This window comes from Okibacterium sp. HSC-33S16 (assembly GCF_024171565.1).
GTDB lineage: Bacteria > Actinomycetota > Actinomycetes > Actinomycetales > Microbacteriaceae > Mycetocola_A.
On sequence record NZ_JALJZZ010000003.1, the window covers coordinates 318959 to 340440 of the forward strand.

Below are 21482 nucleotides of genomic sequence, written 5' to 3' on the forward strand. Positions count from 1 at the left end.
CCCGGAATGCTACTCCGCTGGCGACGTTACGCCTACCTCCCGCCACGCTGAGCGCACGGCGTCGGCCTCGCTCGAGTCGTCGCCGAAGAGCCGTGCGGCCACCGTGGCCGTGGCCTCAGCGAACTGGGCGAAGTCGGTGTTCGCCTTGATCTCGGTGGTGAGCGTCTCGTACCAGATGCGCCCCGCTGATTCCCACGCGTTGCCGCCGATGGCGGTGGCGGTCAGGTAGAACGCGCGGTTCGGAATGCCCGAGTTGAGGTGTACTCCGCCGTTATCGTCGTCCGTCTCGATATAGCCGCTCATGTCTGCCGGCTGCGGATCTTTGCCGAGCACGTCATCGTCGTACGCGGTGCCCGGTGCCTTCATCGAGCGCAGGGCCTGCCCCTCGACCTCAGCGGAGAAGATGCCCTCACCGATGAGCCAGCTGGCTTCGTCGGCGCTGTGGCCCCTTGAGTGCTGCTCCACAAGGGCCCCGAAGACGTCGGACACCGATTCGTTGAGGGCGCCTGACTGGCCCGAGTACACGAGATTCGCTGTGTACTGGGTGACGCCGTGGGCAAGTTCGTGACCGATCACGCTGAGCGAGTTCGTGAACCCCACAAACACCTGTCCGTCTCCGTCGCCGAACACCATTTGGGTGCCGTCCCAAAACGCGTTGTCGTAGGCCTCGCCATAGTGCACGGTCGCGGCAAGGGGCATGCCGTTGTCGTCGATGGAATCGCGGGTGAATGCTTCCCAGAACAGTGAGTAGGTGTCGCCGAGCCCGTCGTAGGCTTCGTTCACGCTGTCGTCGGCCGTGGGTGATTCCCCCTCTGAGCGCACGAGGCGACCCGGCAGGTTTTCTGAGCCACCGGCATCCGATATGAATCGTGACGGCTCACCGGCAACAGCCTCCCGCCGGGGCGCTTCGGGTGTGGAACGCATGCTCTTCTGGCCGGGCGCAGGCTCGCCACGGCGCACAGTGGCGTACGGCGGCGCGGAAGCCAGCGCGCGCTGGGCGGCGTGCGAGGCGTGCTCAAGCCGAGGATCGTCGAGCTTGGCGATGTGGTCGAGAAGATACGGAGGCACGATGAAGCAGCGTGCGATGTTCGTGTGCGTGCTCATGGCGAAATTGTGACACCGCCCGCCGACATCTGACCACCCTTGACAGGACTTTCGGCAGCGAGATGGGGGAGGGAGGCAACGAAGAGGCGGGATTTATGTCTTCTAGACTGCCGTCATGCGTTGTGGAATCATCATCCTTCCCCAGGACCCGTGGACCGAAGCCCAGCGCAAATGGCGGGGGGCTGAGGAGCTGGGTTTCGACTCAGCCTGGACCTATGACCACCTCTCCTGGCGAAGCCTGGCCGACGAACCGTGGCAGGCGACAGTGCCAACGCTCACCGCGGCGTCCGTCGTGACGACACACATCCGTTTGGGAACGATTGTGGCATCGCCGAACTTTCGTCATCCCGTGCCGTTTGCGAAGGACATCGCGACACTCGACGAGATCTCGGGTGGCCGGTTCGTGCTCGGCGTTGGGGCTGGCGGCACGGGGTTCGACGCGTTCGTGTTGGGCGAGCGAGAACTGTCGCCGATGCAACGGCACGAGCGGTTCGCGGAGTTCGTGTCTGACCTCGACCTGCTGTTGCGGTTCGAGTTGCCCGGTAGCGCGGGGGTGAGCTTTTCGGGGGAGTGGTACACCGCGGTGAACGCCCGCATGGTCGGTGTGCCAGCACAGCAGCCGCGGCTGCCGTTTGTGGTCGCGGCGAACGGGCCGAAGGGAATGCGGGTCGCGGCGGAGTACGGCGCCGGCTGGGTGACGACCGGCGCAGACGGAGCCGTTGGCGAGGACTGGTGGGCATCGATCGCGACGCTCGGTGCCCGGTTTGAGGATGCGGCGGACTCGGTCGGGACGGATCCGCTGAACGTGGAGCGGTACCTGATGATCGACTCGGGCGGGGTTTATGCCCTTGACAGTGTTGCCCGGTTTGAGGACAGCGTCGGGCGAGCCGCAGAACTCGGATTCACCGAAGTGTTGACGCACTGGCCGCGCGCAGACGGCATCTACGCGGGAAGCGAGGCGGTGCTGGAAGCCGCGGCCGAGCTGTTGCCTAAGCTGAGGGAATGAACATTCTCGACGCACCTGAGTCCGACGGTCTGACCGGGCTCGAGCAAATGCAGGCCATGATCGCGGCGGGCCAGCGGCCATCGATTTGTGAGACGCTCGGCTTTGATCTCGTCGAGGTGGGCCGTGGAATGGCGGCGTTCGAGGGGATCCCCGGCGACCACGTGCTGAATCCGATCGGTTCGGTGCACGGCGGCTACGCTGCCGCGCTGCTTGACTCGGCGTGCGGCACAGCGGTGCACACTCGCCTGTCGCCGACGCAGGGCTACACGACGCTCGAGTTGAAGACGTCGTACCACCGACCGATGACGGCCGAGACGGGACGGGTTCGCGCGGAGGCGAACCTCATCTCGTTCGGGCGTCGTGCTGCGTTTGCGTCTGCCGCTCTCACGGATGCCGATGGGCGTGTGATTGCGACCGCGACGTCAACGCTGCTGGTGTTCGAGCGCTCGGCTTAGCCGCTCTTCCGCCGGAACTCGCGCTGGTGTGAAGCGGGTCCTTGCGCGGCGTGGATGGACGAATCGCCGTTGAGGTGGGCGGTGCCCTTGCCCTGCGACTTGGCGTTCTTCCGCTCGAGCGCCTCGCGGAACTTGCGCTTCGTTTCCTCGGCCCGGTCGGCGGGGCCGTCCGGGTGTGCTGTTGGTTCGTTCGTGCTCATGGGACGTCCTCACGCTGGGTCTTGACGGTTCCAGTTTAGGCAGCCGATGGCATCCGTTCGACGATGCTTTTTACTCTCCCAGGAGAACAGCGCCGGTTTCGTCGACGCTCCACGCCGGATTATGCGCGATCTCCCACACGATGCCATTGGGATCAGCGACGTGGCCGTGATACCCGCCAAACGCCGCAAACTGAGGCTTGGTGACGAGGGTAGCCCCGGCAGCAAGCAGCCGTTCGATCGTCTCGTCGACGAGGGTTGCGCTGTCGACGTTGTGCGACAGGGTGAAACCAGAGGGCTGAGCGGTGCCTGGGGCGAGCAGGTCGTTGGTGAAAGTGCGCGCGTCATAGAGTCCGAGGGTGAGACCTGGGCCGATTTGGAAGAAGAGGATCTCGTCCGGCACGTCGACGAGGGGTTCCCAGCCGAGGCCTTCCTGGTAGAAGTGCCGAGCCGCATCGAGGTCGGCTGTTGCGACGGTGATGAAGTGAACGCGAGAATCCATGGAGCCAGTTTGTCACTCGGAGAACGGGTGCGGAAGAACCGGCGATCGTGGGAAACCTCTGTTCGTGCGGGCGGAGTTCCGGGTGGGCGAGTCGAAGATAGCTTCGATTGTATGCGAGCATTGCAATGCCGTGAATCGAAGTAATGTCGGTGGCAGGGTATGTACTTGAGCCATGAAGGATGACGATGATGTACCTGACCTCCAACCTCCCGACTGGCGACCAGCGCATGAGTTGATCCCTGGTGGAGTACCGCCCTATTGGTTGAGGCCCGATGAGCTCCCGACTGATGATGCGCTGCATGGTGAGCCGTTTCCCGACGTGTCGCTCGAAGACGACCCGTTCTGCGGCGACGTCTATGTGATCGACACGCGTCCGCAGGACACCGAGTTCATCGAGATGAGCGACGAAGAAATCTTGCGGGGTGGGCCGCCCGATTCGGAACCGGACGACGAGTCGCCCGACCCGGAGGTCTCGTCGCAAGGCGCACTCAACGCGGATGCACTTTCTGCTTTGGTCGACGGCATTGTCACCGTCAACGAGCTGATTGCACGGGCGCACGCGACTCGGGCGCTGCTGATCGATCAGGCTCGAGCCTGGAGCGAGGTCACGGCGCGGTCGGTCGTGGTGCTCGGACCCCCACACACCGATGCCGAGGTGCAAGATCTTGCACGGCGGTCTTTCACCTGGGAGCTGGCCAGTGCGCTGCGCATCCCGGAGAGCACGGCATCCTCACTCATTGCCGACAGCGAAACGCTCGCGCAGCAGCTGCCTGCGACGATGGATGCGCTCGCCGCCGGAGAGATTTCGTATCGACACGCTCAGGCGATGGTTGACCAGGTAACAACGCTGCCGGTCGACGCCCGAGCGGATTTCGAGCACAAGGTTCTGCCGGCAGCGAAGTCACTGACGGCTGCGAAGTTCAGTGCCAGGGCCCGGAAGCTTCGGGAGCGCACTCATCCCGAATCGATCACGAGTCGCAAGCGATCGGCGTTTGAGAAGCGTCGGATGGAGTTCCAAGCCGATCTCGACGGCATGGCGTGGATCAACCTCTATCAGCCGGCCGCAACAGCGATGGCCATCTACAACTCGGTGAGAGCGGAAGCGATGACGCTCCAGCGTGACGATGAGCCTCGAACCCTCACGCAGCTCAGCCTCGACGTGGCGGTGGATCACCTGTTGGAGAGCGTGCAGCACAAGCTGCCACGTGGTGCCGCTCCTCGACTCGAGTGCGGTTGCCCCGCGCCACAGGACGAAACCGGCTCCGTTTCTGGTTCAGCTGCATGTGCCGAGTGTGAGCGGTCGGACTCTGTGGGCACAGAACTCGCCACGAGCGTCGACGATGTGGTGGAGGTTGGCGCCAGCGGCCCGACGGCGGCCGCGCACGGCTCACGCGACCGTTCGGACCAGCGACGCAATGGGCCGCTTCGAGGCATTCGCCCAACCGTTATTGTCACCGTCCCCGTCTTGACGCTGATGGGAGTGAGCGAAGAGCCTGCGGAGCTTGAGGGATACGGGCCCATCGATCCAGAGACCGCGCGACAACTTGCCGGTGAGGCGACGTCGTTCATGCGGCTGCTGGTGCATCCCGAAACGGGAGTGCCGCTGTCGCTTGGTCGGGACAAGTACAAAATCCCGAAGGATCTCCGGCTCGCACTCGAGCTCAGGGACGGCACATGCCGCGGCTACGGCTGCAACCGGGCCGCCTCGGAATGCGACATCGACCACACGGTCGACTGGCAATTCTCCGGCAGGTCCGACTACGCCAATCTCGCCAGTCTGTGTCCGCCACACCACCGGCTCAAGCACCAGACGGCATGGTCGGTGAAGCAGACTGGAAATGGGTTCCTCGAGTGGACATCGCCCTTGAAACGCAAGTACGTCACCGCTCCGGACGCTGTTCTGCCGGTATGGCCCCCGCAACTAGCCGGTGAGCCGAACGGATCCGGCGCCGCTCCGTTCTAGGGTGATTCGTTTCGAGGGTGTGTGCGCTCACGGCCACAGGAGACCGTGCTCCCAGGAGTGACCATGGTGTCGATACTTGAGGCGAATGTGCCCACGGTCGCGTGAGGCCTGCCAGAATTCCACCTCATCGGCGGCAACCGACCAGGTGTTCCAGGTGCGGGTGACGAGCGAAGGGTCCTCGGCGACACGCGCCGCCGCCACCGCGTATGCCTCGTCGTACATCTCCAGCGATTCGAGTGGTTCGCTTTGATGCCCGACAAACGCCGACACCCTTGAACCTTCAGATCGTGCCAGAAAGTCTGCTTCGCCCTCGGTGCGCGGCCGCTTCCGCACCGCGCCCGTCACGCGAACCTGCCTGCCCATCTGAGGCCAGAAGAAGGTGAGCGCGGCAAAGGGGTTTGCACCGAGATCTCGGGCTTTCGCCCCATCGTCGCGTGATGCAAAGACCCAGCCCCGGTCATCGATGTCCTTGAGCACCAGCATTCGCGCCGTCACTTTCCCGTCCGGCTCACTGGTCGACAGAGTCATCGCGTGCGGTGCGAGTACCGAGGCGTCGATGGCCTCCGTGAGCCAGTCAACGAACAGAGCCACCGGATCATCGGGTGCCGCGTTCACATCGAAAGTCGGAAGCTCATCGGGAAATGAGGGGAGCGGTCGCAGGATATCCCTGAGAGACGAGGCCATGGCATCCCTTTCGACGGTGGCACGCTGGCCTTCACAGCCGTTCGTGCCGGGTGCGTTTACACTAGCGCCGATGGCGGGCGTGAAACCTGCTAAACTCTTGAGGTTGCCGTCAAACGGCCGCGGATAAAGAGAGCCCACACATTCTGTGACGGGCACCGCGCAACGAGAGAAAAGGGGATCAACCTATGGCACTTGAAGGCGAAGCCAAGAAGGCGATCATCGAAGAGTACGCAACCCACCCCGGTGACACCGGATCCCCCGAGGTCCAGGTCGCTGTGATGACTCAGCGGATCAAGGATCTCACTGAGCACCTCAAAGAGCACAAGCACGACCACCACTCACGTCGTGGCCTGCTTCTGTTGGTTGGCCAGCGTCGCCGCCTGCTCGGTTACCTCGCTGATGTCGACATTAACCGTTACCGCTCGCTCATCGAGCGTCTCGGACTGCGTCGCTAATCTCAGTCGAGAACCGCGTCGGCTCCTGATCTGATCAGGACGATGACAACGCGATCTTCTTAAACAATGGGCCGTTCACCTTTCGGGTGAACGGCCCATTTTTTGTGCTGGCCTAGAGGCGGTACAGGCGTGCCTCCCAGGGGTGAAGCGGTGCGTCACCATTCACGGGGTAGTTGCTGAGAAGCAGTTCAGCCGAACCGACGTCCATGGGCAGTTCCGTGCTGAGTGGTTCGTCTGAGGCATTTGCCACGACAAGCAACCGTTCAGGCTCCGACGTCCTGGTGAACGCGTACAGCGTGGGATGAGACGGTTCAAGCAATTCGAAATTTCCGAACGCCACGGTGTCGTTGCTGTGACGCAACTCGATCAGCCGCTGATAGAACCCGAACACGCTTCTTCCACTGGCCCGATCCGCTTCGACGTTGATCTCTACGGCATTCGGGTTCACCGCGATCCACGGTGTCCCGGTGGTGAATCCCGCCTGCTCGTCCGCGTTCCACTGCATGGGGGTTCGAGCGTTGTCCCGACCCATCGCGTGGACGGCGCTCAACACGCTTGACGGCGCCTGGTCGAACTCCTCGACCGCTTCCCGATAGTGATTGAGCGATTCGATATCGCGGTAATGCTCGATCGACTCGAAACGCACATTGGTCATTCCGATCTCTTCACCCTGATAGATGTATGGCGTTCCACGGTGCAGATGAAGCACGAGCGCCCACAGCGTTGCCGACTCGTAGCGGTACTCCCGGTCGTTACCGAACCGCGACACCAGCCGCGGCTGATCGTGATTGTTGAGGTAGAGGCTGTTCCACCCGGTCTCAGCAAGGCCAACCTGCCACCGAGCAAGATTTGTCTTGAGCGCGACGAGGTCGAGTGGAATCGGCTCAAACTTGTGCGCGCCCTGGTCCAGCGACACGTGCTCGAACTGGAATACCATGTCCACCTCGCCCTGCGTCGGGTCGGTGAACAATGCGGCGTCGTCGATACTGACTCCGGGCATCTCGCCAACGGTCAGGTAGGTTCCCTCGCGCCCCTCGAACACTTCCCGGTGCATCTCTTTGAGATAGTCGTGAATCTGTGGCCCCATCACAAAGCCGCCGCCCGAGCCGCGCTCTGGCCCGTCGATGAGTTCCACGCGCTTCGCGATGAGGTTGATGACGTCCATCCGGAACCCGGCAACACCGCGGTCAAGCCAACGCCGCATCATCGCGTAAACGGCGTGCCTCACGTCCGGGTTTTCCCAGTTCAGGTCGGGCTGCTGAGTGGCGAACAAGTGCAGGTAATACTCGCCCGTCGCCTCGTCGAGAGTCCACGCCGGCCCTGAAAACGCACTGGTCCAGCCGTTCGGGGCACCGCCGTCCTCATTCGGTGGCCGCCACCAATACCAGTCCCGCTTCGGGTTATCGATCGATGACCGCGACTCGCGAAACCACTCGTGTTCATCACTCGTGTGATTCACGACAAGATCCATGACAATGCGGATGCCACGGTCGCGGGCTTCCGTCACCAACTCATCAAAGTCGCGCAGCGAGCCGAACACCGGATCGATGTCCTCATAGTCGCGGATATCGTAGCCGTTGTCGTGTTGCGGCGACGGGTAGACCGGCGACAGCCACAGCACATCGACGCCCAGCTCGGCCAGGTAGTCGAGCTTCGAACGGATGCCATTCAGGTCACCGATACCATTCCCGTCGGAATCGGCGAAGCTTCGCGGGTAAATCTGGTAGACCACGGCCCGTGTCCACCACGGCTCGGTGCGGTGGTCAGGGTCGATTCGAGTTGTCACAATGTCCGTCATGGCGCCGATCCTCTCATTCCTCCTCTCCTGACGACACGGGCTTGCGTGGGGCAGATTGTCTCGACGCAGAACGCGATGTCTGGCATTCTCAGTAGGTGCCCCGTTTGGGGCACAGATCGGGGAAGTCACCATGAGCCTCTGGCGCACAAAAAGTATTGAGGATTCCCTCGCGGATTCGCACCTCGAGCACCGCAGCCTCAAACGCACACTCGGCACCTGGGACCTCATGGTCATGGGCGTTGCTGTCGCGGTCGGCGCGGGCATCTTCTCGGTTGGCGCCCGCGCGGCCGGCCAGTACGCCGGGCCATCGGTGAGCCTCTCGTTTCTCCTCGCGGCGATCACCTGCGCGCTCGCCATCATGTGTTACGCCGAGTTCGCCTCCGCCGTGCCGGTCGCCGGGTCGGCATACACCTTCACCTACGCCACGCTGGGAGAGTTGCTGGCCTGGATCATCGGCTGGGACCTGATCCTCGAAATGCTCACCGCAGCCGCGGTCATCGCCAAGTATTGGGGCATCTACCTCTCGCTTGTCTTCGACCTCTGGAACTGGAGCCTTCCCGACACGCTCAACCTCGGCGGTGTCCAGGTCAGTTGGGGTCCGTTCCTCATCGTTGCGGTCTTCACCACGCTCCTCGTGCTCGGCACCCAACTCTCCGCTCGCGTCGGCGCGGTGTTCACCATCATCAAGGTGGCCATCGTCCTCTTCGTCATCGTCGTCGGCGCCTTCTTCATCCAGCCCGCGAACTACTCACCGTTCATTCCGGAGTCGGTTCCGACCGAGGGTGGGTCGGAGGACGCGTGGACCCAGTCACTGTTCTCCTTCATGACCGGAGCTGCGCCAGCCCAGTATGGGGTGTTTGGTCTTCTTGCCGGTGCCAGCCTCGTGTTCTTCGCTTTCATCGGATTCGATGTTGTCGCGACGAGTGCCGAGGAGGTCCGCGACCCACAGAAGAACCTGCCGCGCGGCATCTTCGGTGGCCTCGCCATCGTCACGATTCTTTACATCGGAGTCAGTCTGGTGCTGACCGGAATGGTTCCGTACACCACCCTCGCCGAAGCGGAGGACCCGTCGCTCGCGACGGCGTTCGTGGCCGTTGGCGCCGACTGGGCCGCGCAGGTGATCTCTGTCGGTATCCTCGCCGGGCTGACCACCGTCATCATGGTGCTCCTGCTCGGGCTCGCCCGGGTTCTCTTCGCCATGAGCCGCGACGGACTGCTACCGAGGTGGCTGAGCGTCACGAGCGAGAAGCGGAGGACCCCGGTTCGCGTCCAGATCATCTCGGGTGTGCTGGTGGCGCTCCTCGCGGGCCTGACCGACGTCGGAATTCTCGAGGAAATGATCAACATCGGAACGCTCAGCGCCTTCGTGCTCGTGAGTATCGCCGTCGTCGTGCTGCGTAAGAAGCGCCCCGACCTGCCGCGGGCGTTCCGGGTGCCGCTGTCGCCGTTCCTCCCGATCCTCTCGGCTGTGTTGTGCCTCTGGCTCATGCTCAACCTGACCACCCTGACCTGGGTGCGCTTTGCTATTTGGCTGGTGGTCGGCCTCGTCATTTACTTCGCATACGGCCGCCGCAATTCGGTGCTCGGCAAGCAGGAGGCGACCGAGCGACTCACTCGAACCCCCTAGCGGGCGCGCAGGGGATGTGCGGCAACTCCACAGTTTGAGAGGGCGTTGAGGGATGCCGTCACCAGCAAAGTAGGTCACAATAAACGGATGCTTCATCGTCATCCGATCCTCGGCCTGTTGACCGGGCTATATCTGGCCTTTGTCGGCTGGGTGACCCTCGGCCCGCAGCCGTTCGACGAGAGCAACAGCGGACTGATCTTCACAGTGCTGCGGGTGTTGCAGCGCCACGACGCCACCGCCTGGATCAATTACAACACGCTCGAATTCGGCGCGAACGTTGCCATGTTCTTCCCGATCGGCTTGTTCCTTGTGCTCCTGTTCGGTCGTCGGCTGTGGTGGCTTGCCATGGCTCTCGGCTGCGGCATCACCCTGGCGATCGAGACCGCACAGATCTTTATTCCCGGTCGAGTCTCCGACCCTCGGGACCTCGTGGCGAACAGCGTCGGTGCCATCGTCGGTGTGCTGGCCGGGCTCATTCTCACCGCGCGGAAGGCGCGTGAGATCAAGCGGGAGAAGGCGGCGAGGGACGCCCAGGCCGCCCGTGCCGCCCGTGCCGCGCGGTCGCGGTCACTGGCAGACTCCACGCGCTAGCACGCGGACCTCATTCCGGCCTGCGGGGTGGGGCTGCCGGTCGCTGGCGGTGCGGATCTCGATTGCGTTCGGCACCCGTTGGATCCCGTCGAGATTCTCCCGGCGCCGCGTCACGGTGGTCGGCGAAGATCCACTTCGGCTTGGGTTCGATGAGCGGACGGAACAGGCGCCGAACCGGAGAGCTCGCGAGCACCACCGAGATCACCACCGCAAAGACTAGCATCGCCACGAGCCATACGTCCGGCAGCGTCTCGTGCCGAAGCACTCCGCTCTCGCGTAATGGGTAGAGCACAAAACTGTGCAGCAAGTACACGTACATCGTGTACCTGCCGAACTGCGTCATCCACGTCTCCCGGCGGGGGAGCAGCACGAAGAACGCCGCGCTCATCAGCGCGGCAAGCACAATCAGGGCCAGGCGCACTCCGCCGGCAAACCACTGGTCTTCACCAAGCCCGGCATAGGAGTCGTCGTAGAAGAACCAGTAGCGCAGGTCGATGCGCCGCCAGAGGTCGATGAAAGCAATGAGCACGGTGAGCCAGAGGCCGAACAACGCGAGAGCGATGCCACGGATCAGCCAGGTCTGCCGGTCAACGACCCGCCACCGCTCGACGAGCTTCCATCGGTGCAGTTGCCAGCCCAGCACGAAGAACGGCAGAATACCGAGCGTGCGGGCAAGCGAGAACGTGCTGTCCACGTTGTCGAAGTAGCCCACCCCCACCGAGATGACGAGCGCCCAGGCCAGAGGCCAGCGCAGCAGCGCGAGGTACGGAAGGACCAGGCGGAAGATGCCGAGCGCAAGCAGGAACCAAAGTGTCCACGAGGGCTGGGTGGGGTTGAGCTCGCGTTTGCCTTCGACGAGGAACTGAACCAGCGTCCAGATCGTTTCCATGATGAGGTACGGAAGCAGGATGTCCGTGATCACCCGTTTCATTTGACGGATGTTGGGCGGCCCACTTTTCGTGAAGTACCCACTGACAATCGCAAATGCGGGCATATGGAACGTATAGATCAGGAGATAAACGGTCAGCGCAGCATCCGAGTCATACGTAATGCGTTGAATGCCGTGACCCATGACAACGAGAACGATGCAGGCGAAACGGGCGTTGTCCCAGAATGGGACGCGTGGTTTCGGAGTGCTGCCGGTTGCTGCTGTCACGCTCCCAGACTAGGGCGGAGCGCCCAACTGAAGGAACATTGATCAGCGGGAATAGATGACGGATACGTCCCGTTACACTTGATATCCATTCATACGAATAGATATTTCAGACTTGTGAGAAGGAAACCATGCAGTTCGGAATCTTCAGTGTTGGTGATATCACCACCGATCCCACCACGGGACAGACGCCTACCGACGCATCGCGCCTGCAGGACATCCTGACCATCGCCCAGCACGCCGAAACGGTCGGTCTCGACGTCTTCGCCATGGGCGAGCACCACAACCCGCCGTTTTTCCCTTCGAGCCCGGTGGCCATCAACAGCTACCTCGCCGCCAAGACCGACAAGATCATCCTCTCGACAGCGACCACGCTGATCACCACCAACGACCCCGTGCGTATTGCCGAGGAATACGCCATGCTGCAGCACCTCTCCGGTGGTCGCATGGACCTCACCCTCGGCCGCGGCAACACCGGCCCGGTGTACCCCTGGTTCGGTGAGGACATCCGCCAGGGCATCCCGCTGGCCCTCGAAAAGTACGCGCTGTTGCGTCGGCTGTGGCGCGAGGACGTCGTGGACTGGGAAGGCCAGTTCCGCACGCCTCTGCAGGGATTCACCTCCACGCCGCGCCCGCTCGATGGCGTCCCCCCCTTTGTCTGGCACGGCTCGATCCGCTCTCCCGAAATTGCGGAGCAGGCTGCCTTCTACGGCGATGGGTTCTTCTCCAACCACATCTTCTGGCCCGCCTCGCACACCGCAAAGATGGTCGCTTTCTACCGCCAGCGCTTCGAGCACTACGGACACGGTCGCGCCGACCAGGCCATCGTCGGACTCGGCGGACAGGTCTTCATGCGCAAGAACTCGCAGGACGCCGTTCGCGAGTTCCGCCCGTACTTCGACAACGCTCCGGTGTACGGCCACGGCCCGAGCCTCGAGGACTTCACCTCGCAAACCCCATTGACCGTCGGCAGCCCCCAGGAAGTCATCGACAAGACGCTGGGCTTCCGCGACTATGTCGGCGACTACCAGCGCCAGCTGTTCCTGATGGACCACGCCGGACTCCCACTCAAGACGGTGCTCGAGCAGCTCGACCTGCTCGGCGAAGAAGTTGTACCGGTGCTCCGCCGCGAGTTCGCCGCAAACCGTCCGACCGATATCCCGGATGCTCCCACTCACGCGTCGCTTCGTGCCGTTGCCGACGCCGCACCCGCACTCGTCGAATCAGAGGTGAAGTAATGGCCGCTCGGAAACTTGCCGTTGTCTCGGCTGGACTGAGCCAGCCGTCGTCGACCAGGATGCTCGCCGACCGACTGGCCGACGCGACCGTCGCCCGGTTGACGGAGCAGGGCGTTGAGGTTGAGGTCACCACGGTCGAGCTCCGCGACGTGGCGTCGGACATCATGAACAACATGCTGACCGGTTTCGCCAGTCCGAAGCTGGAGGCGGTGATCGACGCCGTGACCGGAGCCGATGGACTCATTGCCGTGACGCCCATCTTCACGACGAGCTACAGTGGCCTGTTCAAGTCGTTCTTCGATGTGCTCGACAACCGGTCGCTGACCGATATGCCGGTGCTCATCGGCGCGACAGCAGGAACCGCCCGGCACTCGCTCGCCCTGGACTACGCGCTCCGGCCGATGTTCACCTACCTCCACGCGGTCGTTGTGCCGACGAGTGTCTTCGCAGCCTCAGAGGACTGGGGCAGTGGTGCAGACAAGATTAAGACACTGCCTGACCGGATCGACCGCGCTGCCGGTGAGCTGGTTCCCCTCATCGCCGCATCTGACCGGTCGAGCCAAGTTCGCGACCCCTTCGGCTTCGACGCGTCCCTGAGCCCGGTCGGCGGTTTCCAGCCGAGCTAACCCTGCCGGTGTCATCAACGTCGAGCGCGTTCGCTTCCTTTCGAGAAAGCGGGCGCGCTCGTTTCGTTGTTCCGGTGGTCGCTGTGGTCAACTGAACGTATGAAGACCAGTACCAAGAACCTCCTGATCGGCATCGTCGTTGTCATCCTGGCCGTCGTCGTCGCGTCATGGATCGTGAATATTGCGCTGACCTTCCTCGCGGTGGCCATCAAGTTCGCCCTGGTCGCGCTTGTCGCCGTCGTGCTTCTCGTCGTCGTGGGAATCTGGTGGGCGCGAACCCGCGATTAATCCCGCAGGGTGTCCGGAATTTCGGCTGACTGCCAGCCGGGCAAACGCCCTTCCGGTATTTCGGGGAGCCACCACAGGAGAGAGCCCCACACCGCAATGGTGAGAATGACGGTGGTGGCGATGTTGAGCGAGGCGAACTCCGTTCCGCGCAACAGTTGGGAAATGAGCACGACTCCACCGGCGCCGGCCGCCGAGGCCACCGAGACGGTTGCGGCGTTGAGCAGCCAGGTTCGCGGCTGGGAGGCTCGAATCGGCAACCAGCCAACCGTTAACAACAGCGCCAGGACGAGCGCGGCACCGGTGACTGTGAGGGCCAGTACGCCGTCGGTCACCGAGAGGTTTTCTAACGCTTCACCGGTGTCGTTCACGGGAAGCGCTGCGACGAGCCCGGGAAGCAGGAGCACGATCGCGACCCAACCGGCGTATGCCAGGGTTCCGGCCCCGAAGGCAAGGACAGGGTGGCTGACGCCGCTGGGTGCCTGCGCCCAGCGTCGAGCCAGTGCTGCGATGATCGCGCCGGAGATCGCGAGGATCCAGAACGACACGCTGAGCCCGTCGCGAAACAGCGGCCAGACGGCGATTCCCACGGTCGCGGTGGCAGCCACAGTGCCAAGTGCGGCTTGCCCGAGGGCACTGCGCGAGAGCGCGGTGGCGGAATGTAGCGCCCCGTCTGACCACTCCGTGGTGGAGGCTTGGAGCAGGTGAAGCAGACGGCGCCAGCGCCGCGCGGCGACCACAACCCCTGAAATCAGCGCGATCAGGATCGCGGCCAGCACCATCAAGCCCGGCGCGAGCGTCCAGGCGTCTGGCCGGTTCACGGCCACCCGCGCCGATGACGCGGCGATCGTGATGGTCGCGCCCAGCACGGTGGCGGCGATGGCGGCGCGGATCGGCGTGGCGGCGAGCGGCAGGAAAACGAGAATCGGCCGCACCAGTGCAAGCAGGAGCCGGAGCGAGGTGGACACGGACCCGGACAGGGCACGGGACGCCACACGCATGCTTCGTGACGCGATCGCGAGGAGGTAGCGCGGCGACAGGTCGGTGAGGGAGTTGCCGCCCAGGCTGAACGCCGCTCGAATGTCGGGGGCGGAACCGGGGTCGGTCGGTGGTAACCGGAATGGGCTGTCGATGCTGTGCGCCGCGTCGTCGAGCACATTCGCCTGGACAGCGTCTGCGAGTGCTGAGGCGGGCGGCAGGACCGTGTGCTCACCGGGTACGGGACGACGCGCGGGATATGAGGAGAGGAACCGGGTCATCCCGGCGGCCGCGTCGAGGCGGCCCCACCACCAGTCGTTGATCCGCCACTGCCGGGACAGGAACCCGCCGAAGCTGAACGCGGTTGTGCCCGCGAGCTTGTTCAGTGAGGTGAGACCGGTGCCGAAGAGTCGCGTGAGCACGTCGTCGTCGATGTCGCTGGACGCCTGAGCGAGGGCGACGCGCGTCGCCGTTCGTCTCTTCCGCTCGAGCAGCGTCGTGTACTCGGCGGGGTGCGCTGCGGGTTCATCTCCGGTGATGCGCCAGAACGTCAGCGCCGACATCGGTTCGGGGATGCCGATGGCGGCCAGGAACGGAGCGAGGTCGGCCGCAGCGAAGTCGGGACGCCGGCTCGGAATTCCTGACCACGGGACCTGTGCCCAGGCGCTCGCCGACTCTGACGGATCATCCCGGGCCGCGCGATCGAGGGGAGCGGAGGACTTGGGGGATGTGGGGGAGCCGGAGGATGTGGGGGAGCCGGACGACGTCCGCCCGTCTGGGGCCGTCGGGACGTCAGTGGCTGTGGGCAAGGCAGCGGCTCTTGAGGAACCGGGAGCCGCCGCACGCAGGACGGCGAGGCACTCATCGAGAACGCGCCACTGATGGGCGACCGCATCGGTGGCCGCTGCGCTTTCCCGGATCCATGCCGTGAGGACGGTGTCGGCGAGCTGGGCCGGCGTCGGTGCTCCGGTTCGGTCGGCGTCGTCGAGTACCGCCCGCAGGCACAGGTCGCGCGCGTCGGTCGCATCCGCAAGGATTCGATAGACCCGCATGCGCACATCGGCGACCTCACCGCCAGGGTCGGTGACGTTCTCGAGGGCGCGGACCCAGTTGAGGAGCGAGAGCGTGGCGTCAATCAGCGCCTGCGGACCGAGGACCACGGCGCGGACAAACTCTGAGCCGATGGGCGCCAGCGACATGCTGTCGTACACCGCATCGAAGAGGACATCGAACCCGCTGCGTTCCTCAGCCGACCGGGCCCGCCAGGCGGAGCGGGTGGGGAGGTTGGTTCCCAATTGCCAGAGCGACGGGTTCGCGAGCACGAGGGAGAGCCGCTGCAGATCGGCGGCCGATCGGAATCGGACGTAGGCACGCTGGGCCGCGTCGGTTCCGTAGTCGTCGATGGCTGCCTCAGAGAAGACAGCGAGAGACTCGCTCCGGCCCTGCGCCTGCTTGAGCGCCAGCCGGAACCGCTCGACCTCGTCTTCTTCCTCCGGGCCGGACTCGCTGATGCCGCGTTTGCCGCGCCCAGCCTGGATGGCTGCCAGAAATTGGGACTGTCGGTCGGCCAGCCGGTCGAGTACCCGGTGCGGCCTCGCGAAGACCGAGTCAGCATCGGCGCGACCGTACTGCGTCGGACGGACCGAGGCGAGCGGCTGCACGGGCGGGCTCGGGTCGAGATAGAGCAGCGCGCGGGTGGCGTTCACCGTTGACGCCATGCCGCGGATGGCGCGGAACGCTCGATCGATGGGCACGTTGTCGAGGACGCCACCGTCAACCACTCGAAACGGATGCGACCAGTCGATGCGATGCGCGTGGAAGGCGAATGTCATATCGACGCTTTCGGCGTCGGCGGCGAGAGGCCCGGTCAGCGGAACCCGGGTGGTCTTCGAGAAGATCAATGCCGGTTCAAACGCACCGGGAAATGACGATGTGGTTCGAGCCGCGTAGGCGAGTCGGGCCAGGTCGGAGTCGGGAACGGCGGCGGCGCCCGAGGGAATGCCCCGACCGTACTCGGACGCCGTGCCGTCGTCGTTGCCCACGAAGTGGAAGTGTCCCTTGCCTTCCTGAGTGCCGCGCTCACTCGCGTCTTCGCTGTCGACGAGCGTCGCGGAAAGATCGACAGTGACGCGTCGTGCCCGGTGGAACGGGTGAATAGGCGAGGGGGAAGAAGCGGCCGCGCTGGCGACCGGGCGGGCGTCGAGAGGGTGGCCAGAGGCATCCGTTTCGATGGATTGGCCGTAGAGGCCGCGGAGGATGCGTGTGAGTTCGGGCCAAAAGTAGCCGTCGCCGCGGAGGACAGAATCGACGCGGCGGAACCCCGGTGGCCGGAGCAGGCGCCAGGCGCTGCCGACATCCCGCCAGACCGGCAGGAGGGCGTCGACGTCTGCGCCGGCGCGCTGCGCAACGGCGAACATGACGGCGTTGAGGCCGCCAGCGCTTGCCCCCGCCATCACGTCGAACTCGATGGCGTCAAAGCCGCGGGAATCGAGCAGCCGGGCGTAGATGTGCGCGCGGTCCAGCCAGGTGGGGCGAGAAGCGTCGGCGGGAGAGGGCGGCACAATCACCGCCCAAACCTGTCCGTCGGCGTCGGTGCACACGCGAATGCGTCGCCAGAGATCCATTTCGGCTGCGGCTCCACCGATCCAGACCGCAAGGCTGACCCCGCCGCGCATGGCGAGTGCGGCTCGAAGCACCCGCGAGTGGCGCGGCGTGAATGCCTCGAACTCGGCGGCGGTGAGGCTCCGGGGCTCAGTGCGCTCGCCGGTTCCGAGGGCGAGGGCGATGAAGGCTGCTGGATCATCCGCGATCGTCATGTGCTGTCCTCCCCGCCGGACTGCGGGCTTCGTTGCGAGACACCGTACTCCCGCCGCCACTCGGGGCGGTAGGGGAGTGCGCTGTTTCGCGAACGTGCGCGACAGCATCCGTTCATTGATACATCGTCCGTTCACCAGAAAGACACGCCAACGAGGAGATTGCCAGCCGCGAAAAAGGGGCCCTCTGCTAGGCTGGTCATGGCCCGATAGCAATATCGGAGTCGAATCACGGAGCAGGCCGGCAGGAAGCTGGTCCTCGGTGGTGAATTTCTCTCGCGTCGGAGTGCCCGACAATTCTCCCTTCGGTGTATCGGTGGGACGTCGAGAGCGATTTTCTACTGGAGATCAGCCGGACCGAATGGTTTGAGTAATTACTGCCTGTTCCTGCTCCTATGCAGAGCGTGCGCCCACACGGGGCGGCGCTAAACGTAAGGAGTGACCTATGGAAGGTCCAGAAATCAAGTTCGCCGAGGCAGTCCTCGACAACGGCAAGTACGGAAAGCGCACTGTCCGCTTCGAAGCGGGACGACTGGCACAGCAGGCACAGGGTGCCATTGCTGCCTACCTCGACGAGGAAACCATGCTGCTCTCGGCGACGAGCGCGAGCAAGCAGCCCAAAGACCAGTTCGACTTCTTCCCCCTCACGGTGGACGTTGAAGAGCGCAGCTACGCTGCAGGCAAGATCCCCGGTTCGTTCTTCCGCCGTGAAGGCCGTCCGTCGACCGAGGCGATCCTCGTCTGCCGCCTGATTGACCGTCCGCTTCGCCCGTCCTTCGTGACCGGCCTGCGCAACGAGGTCCAGATCGTCATCACCGTCCTGAGCATCGCTCCCGACGAGTTCTACGACGCTCTCGCCATCAACGCGGCATCCATGTCGACCCAGATCTCGGGACTTCCGTTCTCGGGTCCGATCGCCGGCATCCGCCTCGCGCTCATCGATGGCCAGTGGGTTGCATTCCCGAAGGCATCGCAGCTGGAAAACGCTGTGTTCGACCTCACCGTGGCTGGCCGCCTCGTCACCGACGAGAACGGCAACGAAGACATCGCCATCATGATGGTTGAAGCAGAAGCCACCGAAGGCGCATGGGGCCTCATCCAGGCCGGCGCTCGCAAGCCGAACGAAGAGGTCGTCGCCGAGGGACTCGACGCCGCCAAGCCGTTCCTCCTCCAGCTGGTCAAGGCTCAGAGCGAGCTCGCTGCCCAGTCGGCCAAGGAAGTTCGCGAGTACCCGGTCTTCCTGCCGTACAACGACGAGACCCTCGCCGCTGTATCCGAACTCGCTCGCGAAGAGCTCACGTCGGTCTACCAGATCGCCGACAAGCTCGAGCGCCAGGATGCTGACGACGCCCTCAAGGACCGCGTCAAGGCTGCCATCGCCGCCAAGGTCGAGGCCGGCGAGCTGCCCGCCGAGACGAACAGCCAGGTGTCTGCCGCGTACAAGTCGGTCACCAAGGACATCGTCCGCACGCGCATCCTCACCGAGGGTGTCCGTATGGACGGCCGTGGCCTTGCCGACATTCGTCCGCTCGACGCCGAGGTGCAGGTCATTCCTCGGGTTCACGGTTCCGCAATCTTCCAGCGGGGCGAGACCCAGATCCTGGGTGTCACCACGCTGAACATGCTCAAGATGGAGCAGCAGATCGACTCACTGAGCCCGATCACGAAGAAGCGCTACCTGCACCACTACAACTTCCCGCCGTACTCCACCGGTGAGACCGGTCGCGTCGGTTCGCCGAAGCGTCGCGAGATCGGGCACGGCTTCCTGGCCGAGCGCGCCCTCGTTCCGGTTCTGCCGAGCCGCGACGAGTTCCCCTACGCCATCCGCCAGGTTTCCGAGGCTCTCGGTTCCAACGGTTCGACGTCAATGGGTTCTGTTTGCGCTTCGACCCTGTCGCTGCTCAACGCCGGTGTGCCGCTGCGCGCCCCGGTTGCCGGTATCGCCATGGGCCTCGTCTCCGACGAGGTTGACGGCCAGACCCGTTACGCGGCCCTCACCGACATCCTGGGTGCAGAAGACGCACTCGGCGACATGGACTTCAAGGTTGCGGGTACTTCTGAGTTCGTCACGGCGATCCAGCTCGACACCAAGCTCGACGGCATCCCCGCCTCCGTGCTCAAGGCCGCGCTGACCCAGGCCAAGGAGGCTCGTGCCACGATCCTCTCCGTCCTGAACGCCGCGATCGACGCTCCGGATGAAATGGCACCGACCGCGCCTCGCGTGATCAGCGTCAACATCCCCGTCGACAAGATCGGTGAGTTGATCGGCCCCAAGGGCAAGACGATCAACGCCATCCAGGATGAGACCGGCGCAGACATCTCGATCGAAGAAGACGGCACCGTGTACATCGGCGCTGTTGACGGACCGTCGGCCGAGGCGGCTCGTGCCCAGGTCAACGCGATTGCCAACCCGACCAACCCTGAGGTTGGAGAGCAGTTCCTCGGAACCGTCGTGAAGATCGCCACATTCGGTGCGTTCGTCTCGCTGCTCCCGGGCAAGGACGGCCTGCTGCACATCTCTGAGGTGCGCAAGCTCGCCGGTGGCAAGCGTGTCGAGAACGTCGAAGACGTGCTTGGCGTCGGCCAGAAGATCCTCGTTCAGATCACGAAGATCGACGACCGCGGAAAGCTCTCGCTTGAGCCGGTCATCGCTGAAGAGCCCTCCGAGCGGGTCCACCCGGACGAGCCCGCTGAGGGTGGCGAGACGGCTCCGGCCGCCCGCGTCCACACGGACCAGCCGGCTGAAGGCTAAACAGCTTTCTTCCTTCTAAGCGGATGCCCCGCCTCGAGAAATCGAGGCGGGGCATCCGCTTTTCTTGGCGAAAGGGGTGATCCCCGTGACCGGCCGCGCTTTCGGCCAGCACCAGCCGAAGCGCACTGCCCTTCCTGCCTGGGAGCGAGTGGCTTCTCAGGACCGAGAGAAGAAAGCGCATACGACCATACCTTGCCCGAGCAGCCCTCGGTCGCGTGCTTGTCACCGATTGTGTCTGAGCAACGGTTGTTGCTCGGTCGATTCGGGTCGTTCGAGCTCACCGGGGTGCTGCTCGGGCGATAGTGGTCGCTGGGACGGGGTTGCTCCGTCACAAAGGGTGGCTCGCCTTGGTGCTCGGGCGGAAACGGCGGCATCTGAGCTCTGGGAGCCGCCGCAACTGCCGGAGCAATGCGCGAGTGACCACAAGTGCCCGAGCAGCCCTCGGAAGCGGGGGCTTGTCGCCGATTGTGTCTGAGCAACTGTTGTTGCTCGGTCAGTTAGGGTCGTTCGAGCTCACCGGGGTGCTGCTCGGGCGATAGTGGTCGCTGGGACGGGGTTGCTCCGTCACAAAGGGTGGCCCGCCTTGGTGCTCGGGCGGAAACGGCGGCATCTGAGCTCTGGGAGCCCCCCTAACTGTCCGAGCATTGCGCGAGTGACCACACGTGCCCGAGCAGCCCTCGGTAGCGAGGGTTGTCGCCGATTGTGTCTGAGCAACGGTTGTTGCTCGGTTGATTCGGGTCATTCGGGGCCGCCGTGATGCGGAGACAGTTACCCGCGCTGGGTGCGCTCCAGAAGCGGAGCCGCCCGGAACGGAATGAGCTCACCCATCGCGAGAGACGTCTCCGCACGGTCAACGCCATCGCAGGCCAGGATGAGGCTCGACACTCGAAACAGGTCATCCGCATCTGTGGCGACTACGCGAACCAGAAGGTCGCTTGACCCGCTGAGCCCATGTGCCTGGATGATCTCGGGGATCGTCTTCAGCTCCTCGACGATTGCGGCGAGCTTCTGCTGCTGCAGGTGCACCGAAATGAACGCCGTCAGCGGGTAGCCGATGGCCGCCGGGTTGATCCGCCGCTCGAATGAGGCGAGCACGTCGGTCGAGTCGATCGCGCTCAGCCGGGCCTGCACCGTGTTGCGTGAGAGTCCCAATTTCTCGGCGAGAGCGACGATCGACGAGCGCGGCTCCTCGGCCAGGGCGAGGAGAAGGCGGGTGTCCGTGCGATCGAGCTTGTGCATAGTGCCCGAGACTAGC

The 21482-nt window shown here is 64.2% G+C and carries 18 protein-coding genes; 10 read left to right on the forward strand and 8 right to left on the reverse strand.

Translation table 11 applies throughout. The annotated features are described in order from the left end of the window. Positions 1-9 precede the first annotated feature (9 nt). Positions 10-1104, reverse strand: coding sequence for a M4 family metallopeptidase (locus L1277_RS09860; RefSeq protein WP_253376205.1), 1095 nt, complete (start codon positions 1102-1104; stop codon positions 10-12). A gap of 115 nt (positions 1105-1219) precedes the next feature. Here L1277_RS09860 and L1277_RS09865 point away from each other — a divergent pair, with 115 nt between their 5' ends. Together L1277_RS09865 and L1277_RS09870 are read left to right on the forward strand one after the other, a co-directional pair. After that, entirely contained in the window at positions 1220-2110 is an 891-nt protein-coding gene (locus L1277_RS09865; RefSeq protein WP_253376206.1) for an LLM class flavin-dependent oxidoreductase, read from the forward strand. After that, complete coding sequence (locus L1277_RS09870) at positions 2107-2565, forward strand: PaaI family thioesterase (RefSeq protein WP_253376207.1); 459 nt, start codon at positions 2107-2109, stop codon at positions 2563-2565. Before L1277_RS09865 ends, L1277_RS09870 begins: the two co-directional genes overlap by 4 nt. Here the strand turns inward: L1277_RS09870 and L1277_RS09875 are convergent. Together L1277_RS09875 and L1277_RS09880 are read right to left on the reverse strand one after the other, a co-directional pair. Further along, complete coding sequence (locus L1277_RS09875; protein WP_253376208.1) at positions 2562-2765, reverse strand: DUF5302 domain-containing protein; 204 nt, start codon at positions 2763-2765, stop codon at positions 2562-2564. The two genes, L1277_RS09870 and L1277_RS09875, sit on opposite strands and share 4 nt — an antisense overlap. 70 nt (positions 2766-2835) lie before the next feature. Then, the gene (locus L1277_RS09880) at positions 2836-3264 is read right to left on the reverse strand and encodes a VOC family protein (RefSeq protein WP_253376209.1); all 429 of its coding nucleotides are present in this window, start codon (positions 3262-3264) and stop codon (positions 2836-2838) included. 172 nt (positions 3265-3436) lie between these two features. Between L1277_RS09880 and L1277_RS09885 the strand changes: the two genes are divergently transcribed. Continuing rightward, positions 3437-5227 carry an HNH endonuclease signature motif containing protein gene (locus L1277_RS09885; RefSeq protein WP_253376210.1) on the forward strand — a complete coding sequence of 597 codons (1791 nt, stop codon included), beginning with the start codon at positions 3437-3439 and terminating at the stop codon, positions 5225-5227. A 27-nt stretch (positions 5228-5254) separates the two neighbouring features. Here the strand turns inward: L1277_RS09885 and L1277_RS09890 are convergent, their stop codons facing one another. Further along, entirely contained in the window at positions 5255-5911 is a 657-nt protein-coding gene (locus L1277_RS09890) for a pyridoxal 5'-phosphate synthase (protein ID WP_253376211.1), read from the reverse strand. A gap of 185 nt (positions 5912-6096) precedes the next feature. Between L1277_RS09890 and rpsO the strand changes: the two genes are divergently transcribed. Next, the gene (rpsO, locus tag L1277_RS09895; protein ID WP_108390576.1) at positions 6097-6366 is read left to right on the forward strand and encodes a 30S ribosomal protein S15; all 270 of its coding nucleotides are present in this window, start codon (positions 6097-6099) and stop codon (positions 6364-6366) included. A 112-nt stretch (positions 6367-6478) separates the two neighbouring features. Here rpsO and L1277_RS09900 read toward each other — a convergent pair whose 3' ends face one another. Beyond that, the gene (locus L1277_RS09900; RefSeq protein WP_253376212.1) at positions 6479-8164 is read right to left on the reverse strand and encodes an alpha-glucosidase; all 1686 of its coding nucleotides are present in this window, start codon (positions 8162-8164) and stop codon (positions 6479-6481) included. A gap of 130 nt (positions 8165-8294) precedes the next feature. On the opposite strand from L1277_RS09900, the gene L1277_RS09905 reads away from it, so the two are divergent. Both L1277_RS09905 and L1277_RS09910 read left to right on the forward strand, forming a co-directional pair. Next, positions 8295-9791, forward strand: coding sequence for an amino acid permease (locus L1277_RS09905; protein ID WP_253376213.1), 1497 nt, complete (start codon positions 8295-8297; stop codon positions 9789-9791). Positions 9792-9878: 87 nt separating this feature from the next. After that, complete coding sequence (locus tag L1277_RS09910; RefSeq protein ID WP_253376214.1) at positions 9879-10382, forward strand: VanZ family protein; 504 nt, start codon at positions 9879-9881, stop codon at positions 10380-10382. 10 nt (positions 10383-10392) lie between these two features. Here the strand turns inward: L1277_RS09910 and L1277_RS09915 are convergent, their stop codons facing one another. Next, entirely contained in the window at positions 10393-11538 is a 1146-nt protein-coding gene (locus tag L1277_RS09915) for an acyltransferase family protein (RefSeq protein ID WP_253376215.1), read from the reverse strand. Positions 11539-11666: 128 nt separating this feature from the next. On the opposite strand from L1277_RS09915, the gene L1277_RS09920 reads away from it, so the two are divergent. From L1277_RS09920 to L1277_RS09930, 3 genes are all read left to right on the forward strand, one after another. Continuing rightward, positions 11667-12773, forward strand: coding sequence for an LLM class flavin-dependent oxidoreductase (locus tag L1277_RS09920; protein ID WP_253376216.1), 1107 nt, complete (start codon positions 11667-11669; stop codon positions 12771-12773). After that, positions 12773-13399 carry an FMN reductase gene (locus L1277_RS09925; protein WP_253376217.1) on the forward strand — a complete coding sequence of 209 codons (627 nt, stop codon included), beginning with the start codon at positions 12773-12775 and terminating at the stop codon, positions 13397-13399. Before L1277_RS09920 ends, L1277_RS09925 begins: the two co-directional genes overlap by 1 nt. Before the next feature lie 99 nt (positions 13400-13498). Continuing rightward, positions 13499-13687, forward strand: coding sequence for a hypothetical protein (locus L1277_RS09930; RefSeq protein WP_253376218.1), 189 nt, complete (start codon positions 13499-13501; stop codon positions 13685-13687). Here the strand turns inward: L1277_RS09930 and L1277_RS09935 are convergent. Continuing rightward, entirely contained in the window at positions 13684-17478 is a 3795-nt protein-coding gene (locus L1277_RS09935; protein WP_253376219.1) for a DUF3376 domain-containing protein, read from the reverse strand. The genes L1277_RS09930 and L1277_RS09935 overlap by 4 nt on opposite strands. Positions 17479-17920: 442 nt before the next feature. Here L1277_RS09935 and L1277_RS09940 point away from each other — a divergent pair, with 442 nt between their 5' ends. Beyond that, positions 17921-20227: a polyribonucleotide nucleotidyltransferase gene (locus tag L1277_RS09940; RefSeq protein WP_253376220.1), complete on the forward strand. Its 2307-nt coding sequence runs from the start codon at positions 17921-17923 to the stop codon at positions 20225-20227. Between the two features lie 768 nt (positions 20228-20995). Here the strand turns inward: L1277_RS09940 and L1277_RS09945 are convergent. Continuing rightward, positions 20996-21466, reverse strand: coding sequence for an Lrp/AsnC family transcriptional regulator (locus tag L1277_RS09945; protein WP_253376221.1), 471 nt, complete (start codon positions 21464-21466; stop codon positions 20996-20998). Between the last annotated feature and the right edge of the window lie 16 nt (positions 21467-21482).

What these genes read in the sequence shown, in the direction of transcription:
- L1277_RS09860 (WP_253376205.1), bottom strand. Translation starts at nt 1,104, where the DNA reads ATGAGCACGCACACGAACATCGCACGCTGCTTCATCGTGCCTCCGTAT.
- L1277_RS09865 (WP_253376206.1), top strand. Translation starts at nt 1,220, where the DNA reads ATGCGTTGTGGAATCATCATCCTTCCCCAGGACCCGTGGACCGAAGCC.
- L1277_RS09870 (WP_253376207.1), top strand. Translation starts at nt 2,107, where the DNA reads ATGAACATTCTCGACGCACCTGAGTCCGACGGTCTGACCGGGCTCGAG.
- L1277_RS09875 (WP_253376208.1), bottom strand. Translation starts at nt 2,765, where the DNA reads ATGAGCACGAACGAACCAACAGCACACCCGGACGGCCCCGCCGACCGG.
- L1277_RS09880 (WP_253376209.1), bottom strand. Translation starts at nt 3,264, where the DNA reads ATGGATTCTCGCGTTCACTTCATCACCGTCGCAACAGCCGACCTCGAT.
- L1277_RS09885 (WP_253376210.1), top strand. Translation starts at nt 3,437, where the DNA reads ATGAAGGATGACGATGATGTACCTGACCTCCAACCTCCCGACTGGCGA.
- L1277_RS09890 (WP_253376211.1), bottom strand. Translation starts at nt 5,911, where the DNA reads ATGGCCTCGTCTCTCAGGGATATCCTGCGACCGCTCCCCTCATTTCCC.
- rpsO (WP_108390576.1), top strand. Translation starts at nt 6,097, where the DNA reads ATGGCACTTGAAGGCGAAGCCAAGAAGGCGATCATCGAAGAGTACGCA.
- L1277_RS09900 (WP_253376212.1), bottom strand. Translation starts at nt 8,164, where the DNA reads ATGACGGACATTGTGACAACTCGAATCGACCCTGACCACCGCACCGAG.
- L1277_RS09905 (WP_253376213.1), top strand. Translation starts at nt 8,295, where the DNA reads ATGAGCCTCTGGCGCACAAAAAGTATTGAGGATTCCCTCGCGGATTCG.
- L1277_RS09910 (WP_253376214.1), top strand. Translation starts at nt 9,879, where the DNA reads ATGCTTCATCGTCATCCGATCCTCGGCCTGTTGACCGGGCTATATCTG.
- L1277_RS09920 (WP_253376216.1), top strand. Translation starts at nt 11,667, where the DNA reads ATGCAGTTCGGAATCTTCAGTGTTGGTGATATCACCACCGATCCCACC.
- L1277_RS09925 (WP_253376217.1), top strand. Translation starts at nt 12,773, where the DNA reads ATGGCCGCTCGGAAACTTGCCGTTGTCTCGGCTGGACTGAGCCAGCCG.
- L1277_RS09930 (WP_253376218.1), top strand. Translation starts at nt 13,499, where the DNA reads ATGAAGACCAGTACCAAGAACCTCCTGATCGGCATCGTCGTTGTCATC.
- L1277_RS09935 (WP_253376219.1), bottom strand. Translation starts at nt 17,478, where the DNA reads ATGACGATCGCGGATGATCCAGCAGCCTTCATCGCCCTCGCCCTCGGA.
- L1277_RS09940 (WP_253376220.1), top strand. Translation starts at nt 17,921, where the DNA reads ATGGAAGGTCCAGAAATCAAGTTCGCCGAGGCAGTCCTCGACAACGGC.
- L1277_RS09945 (WP_253376221.1), bottom strand. Translation starts at nt 21,466, where the DNA reads ATGCACAAGCTCGATCGCACGGACACCCGCCTTCTCCTCGCCCTGGCC.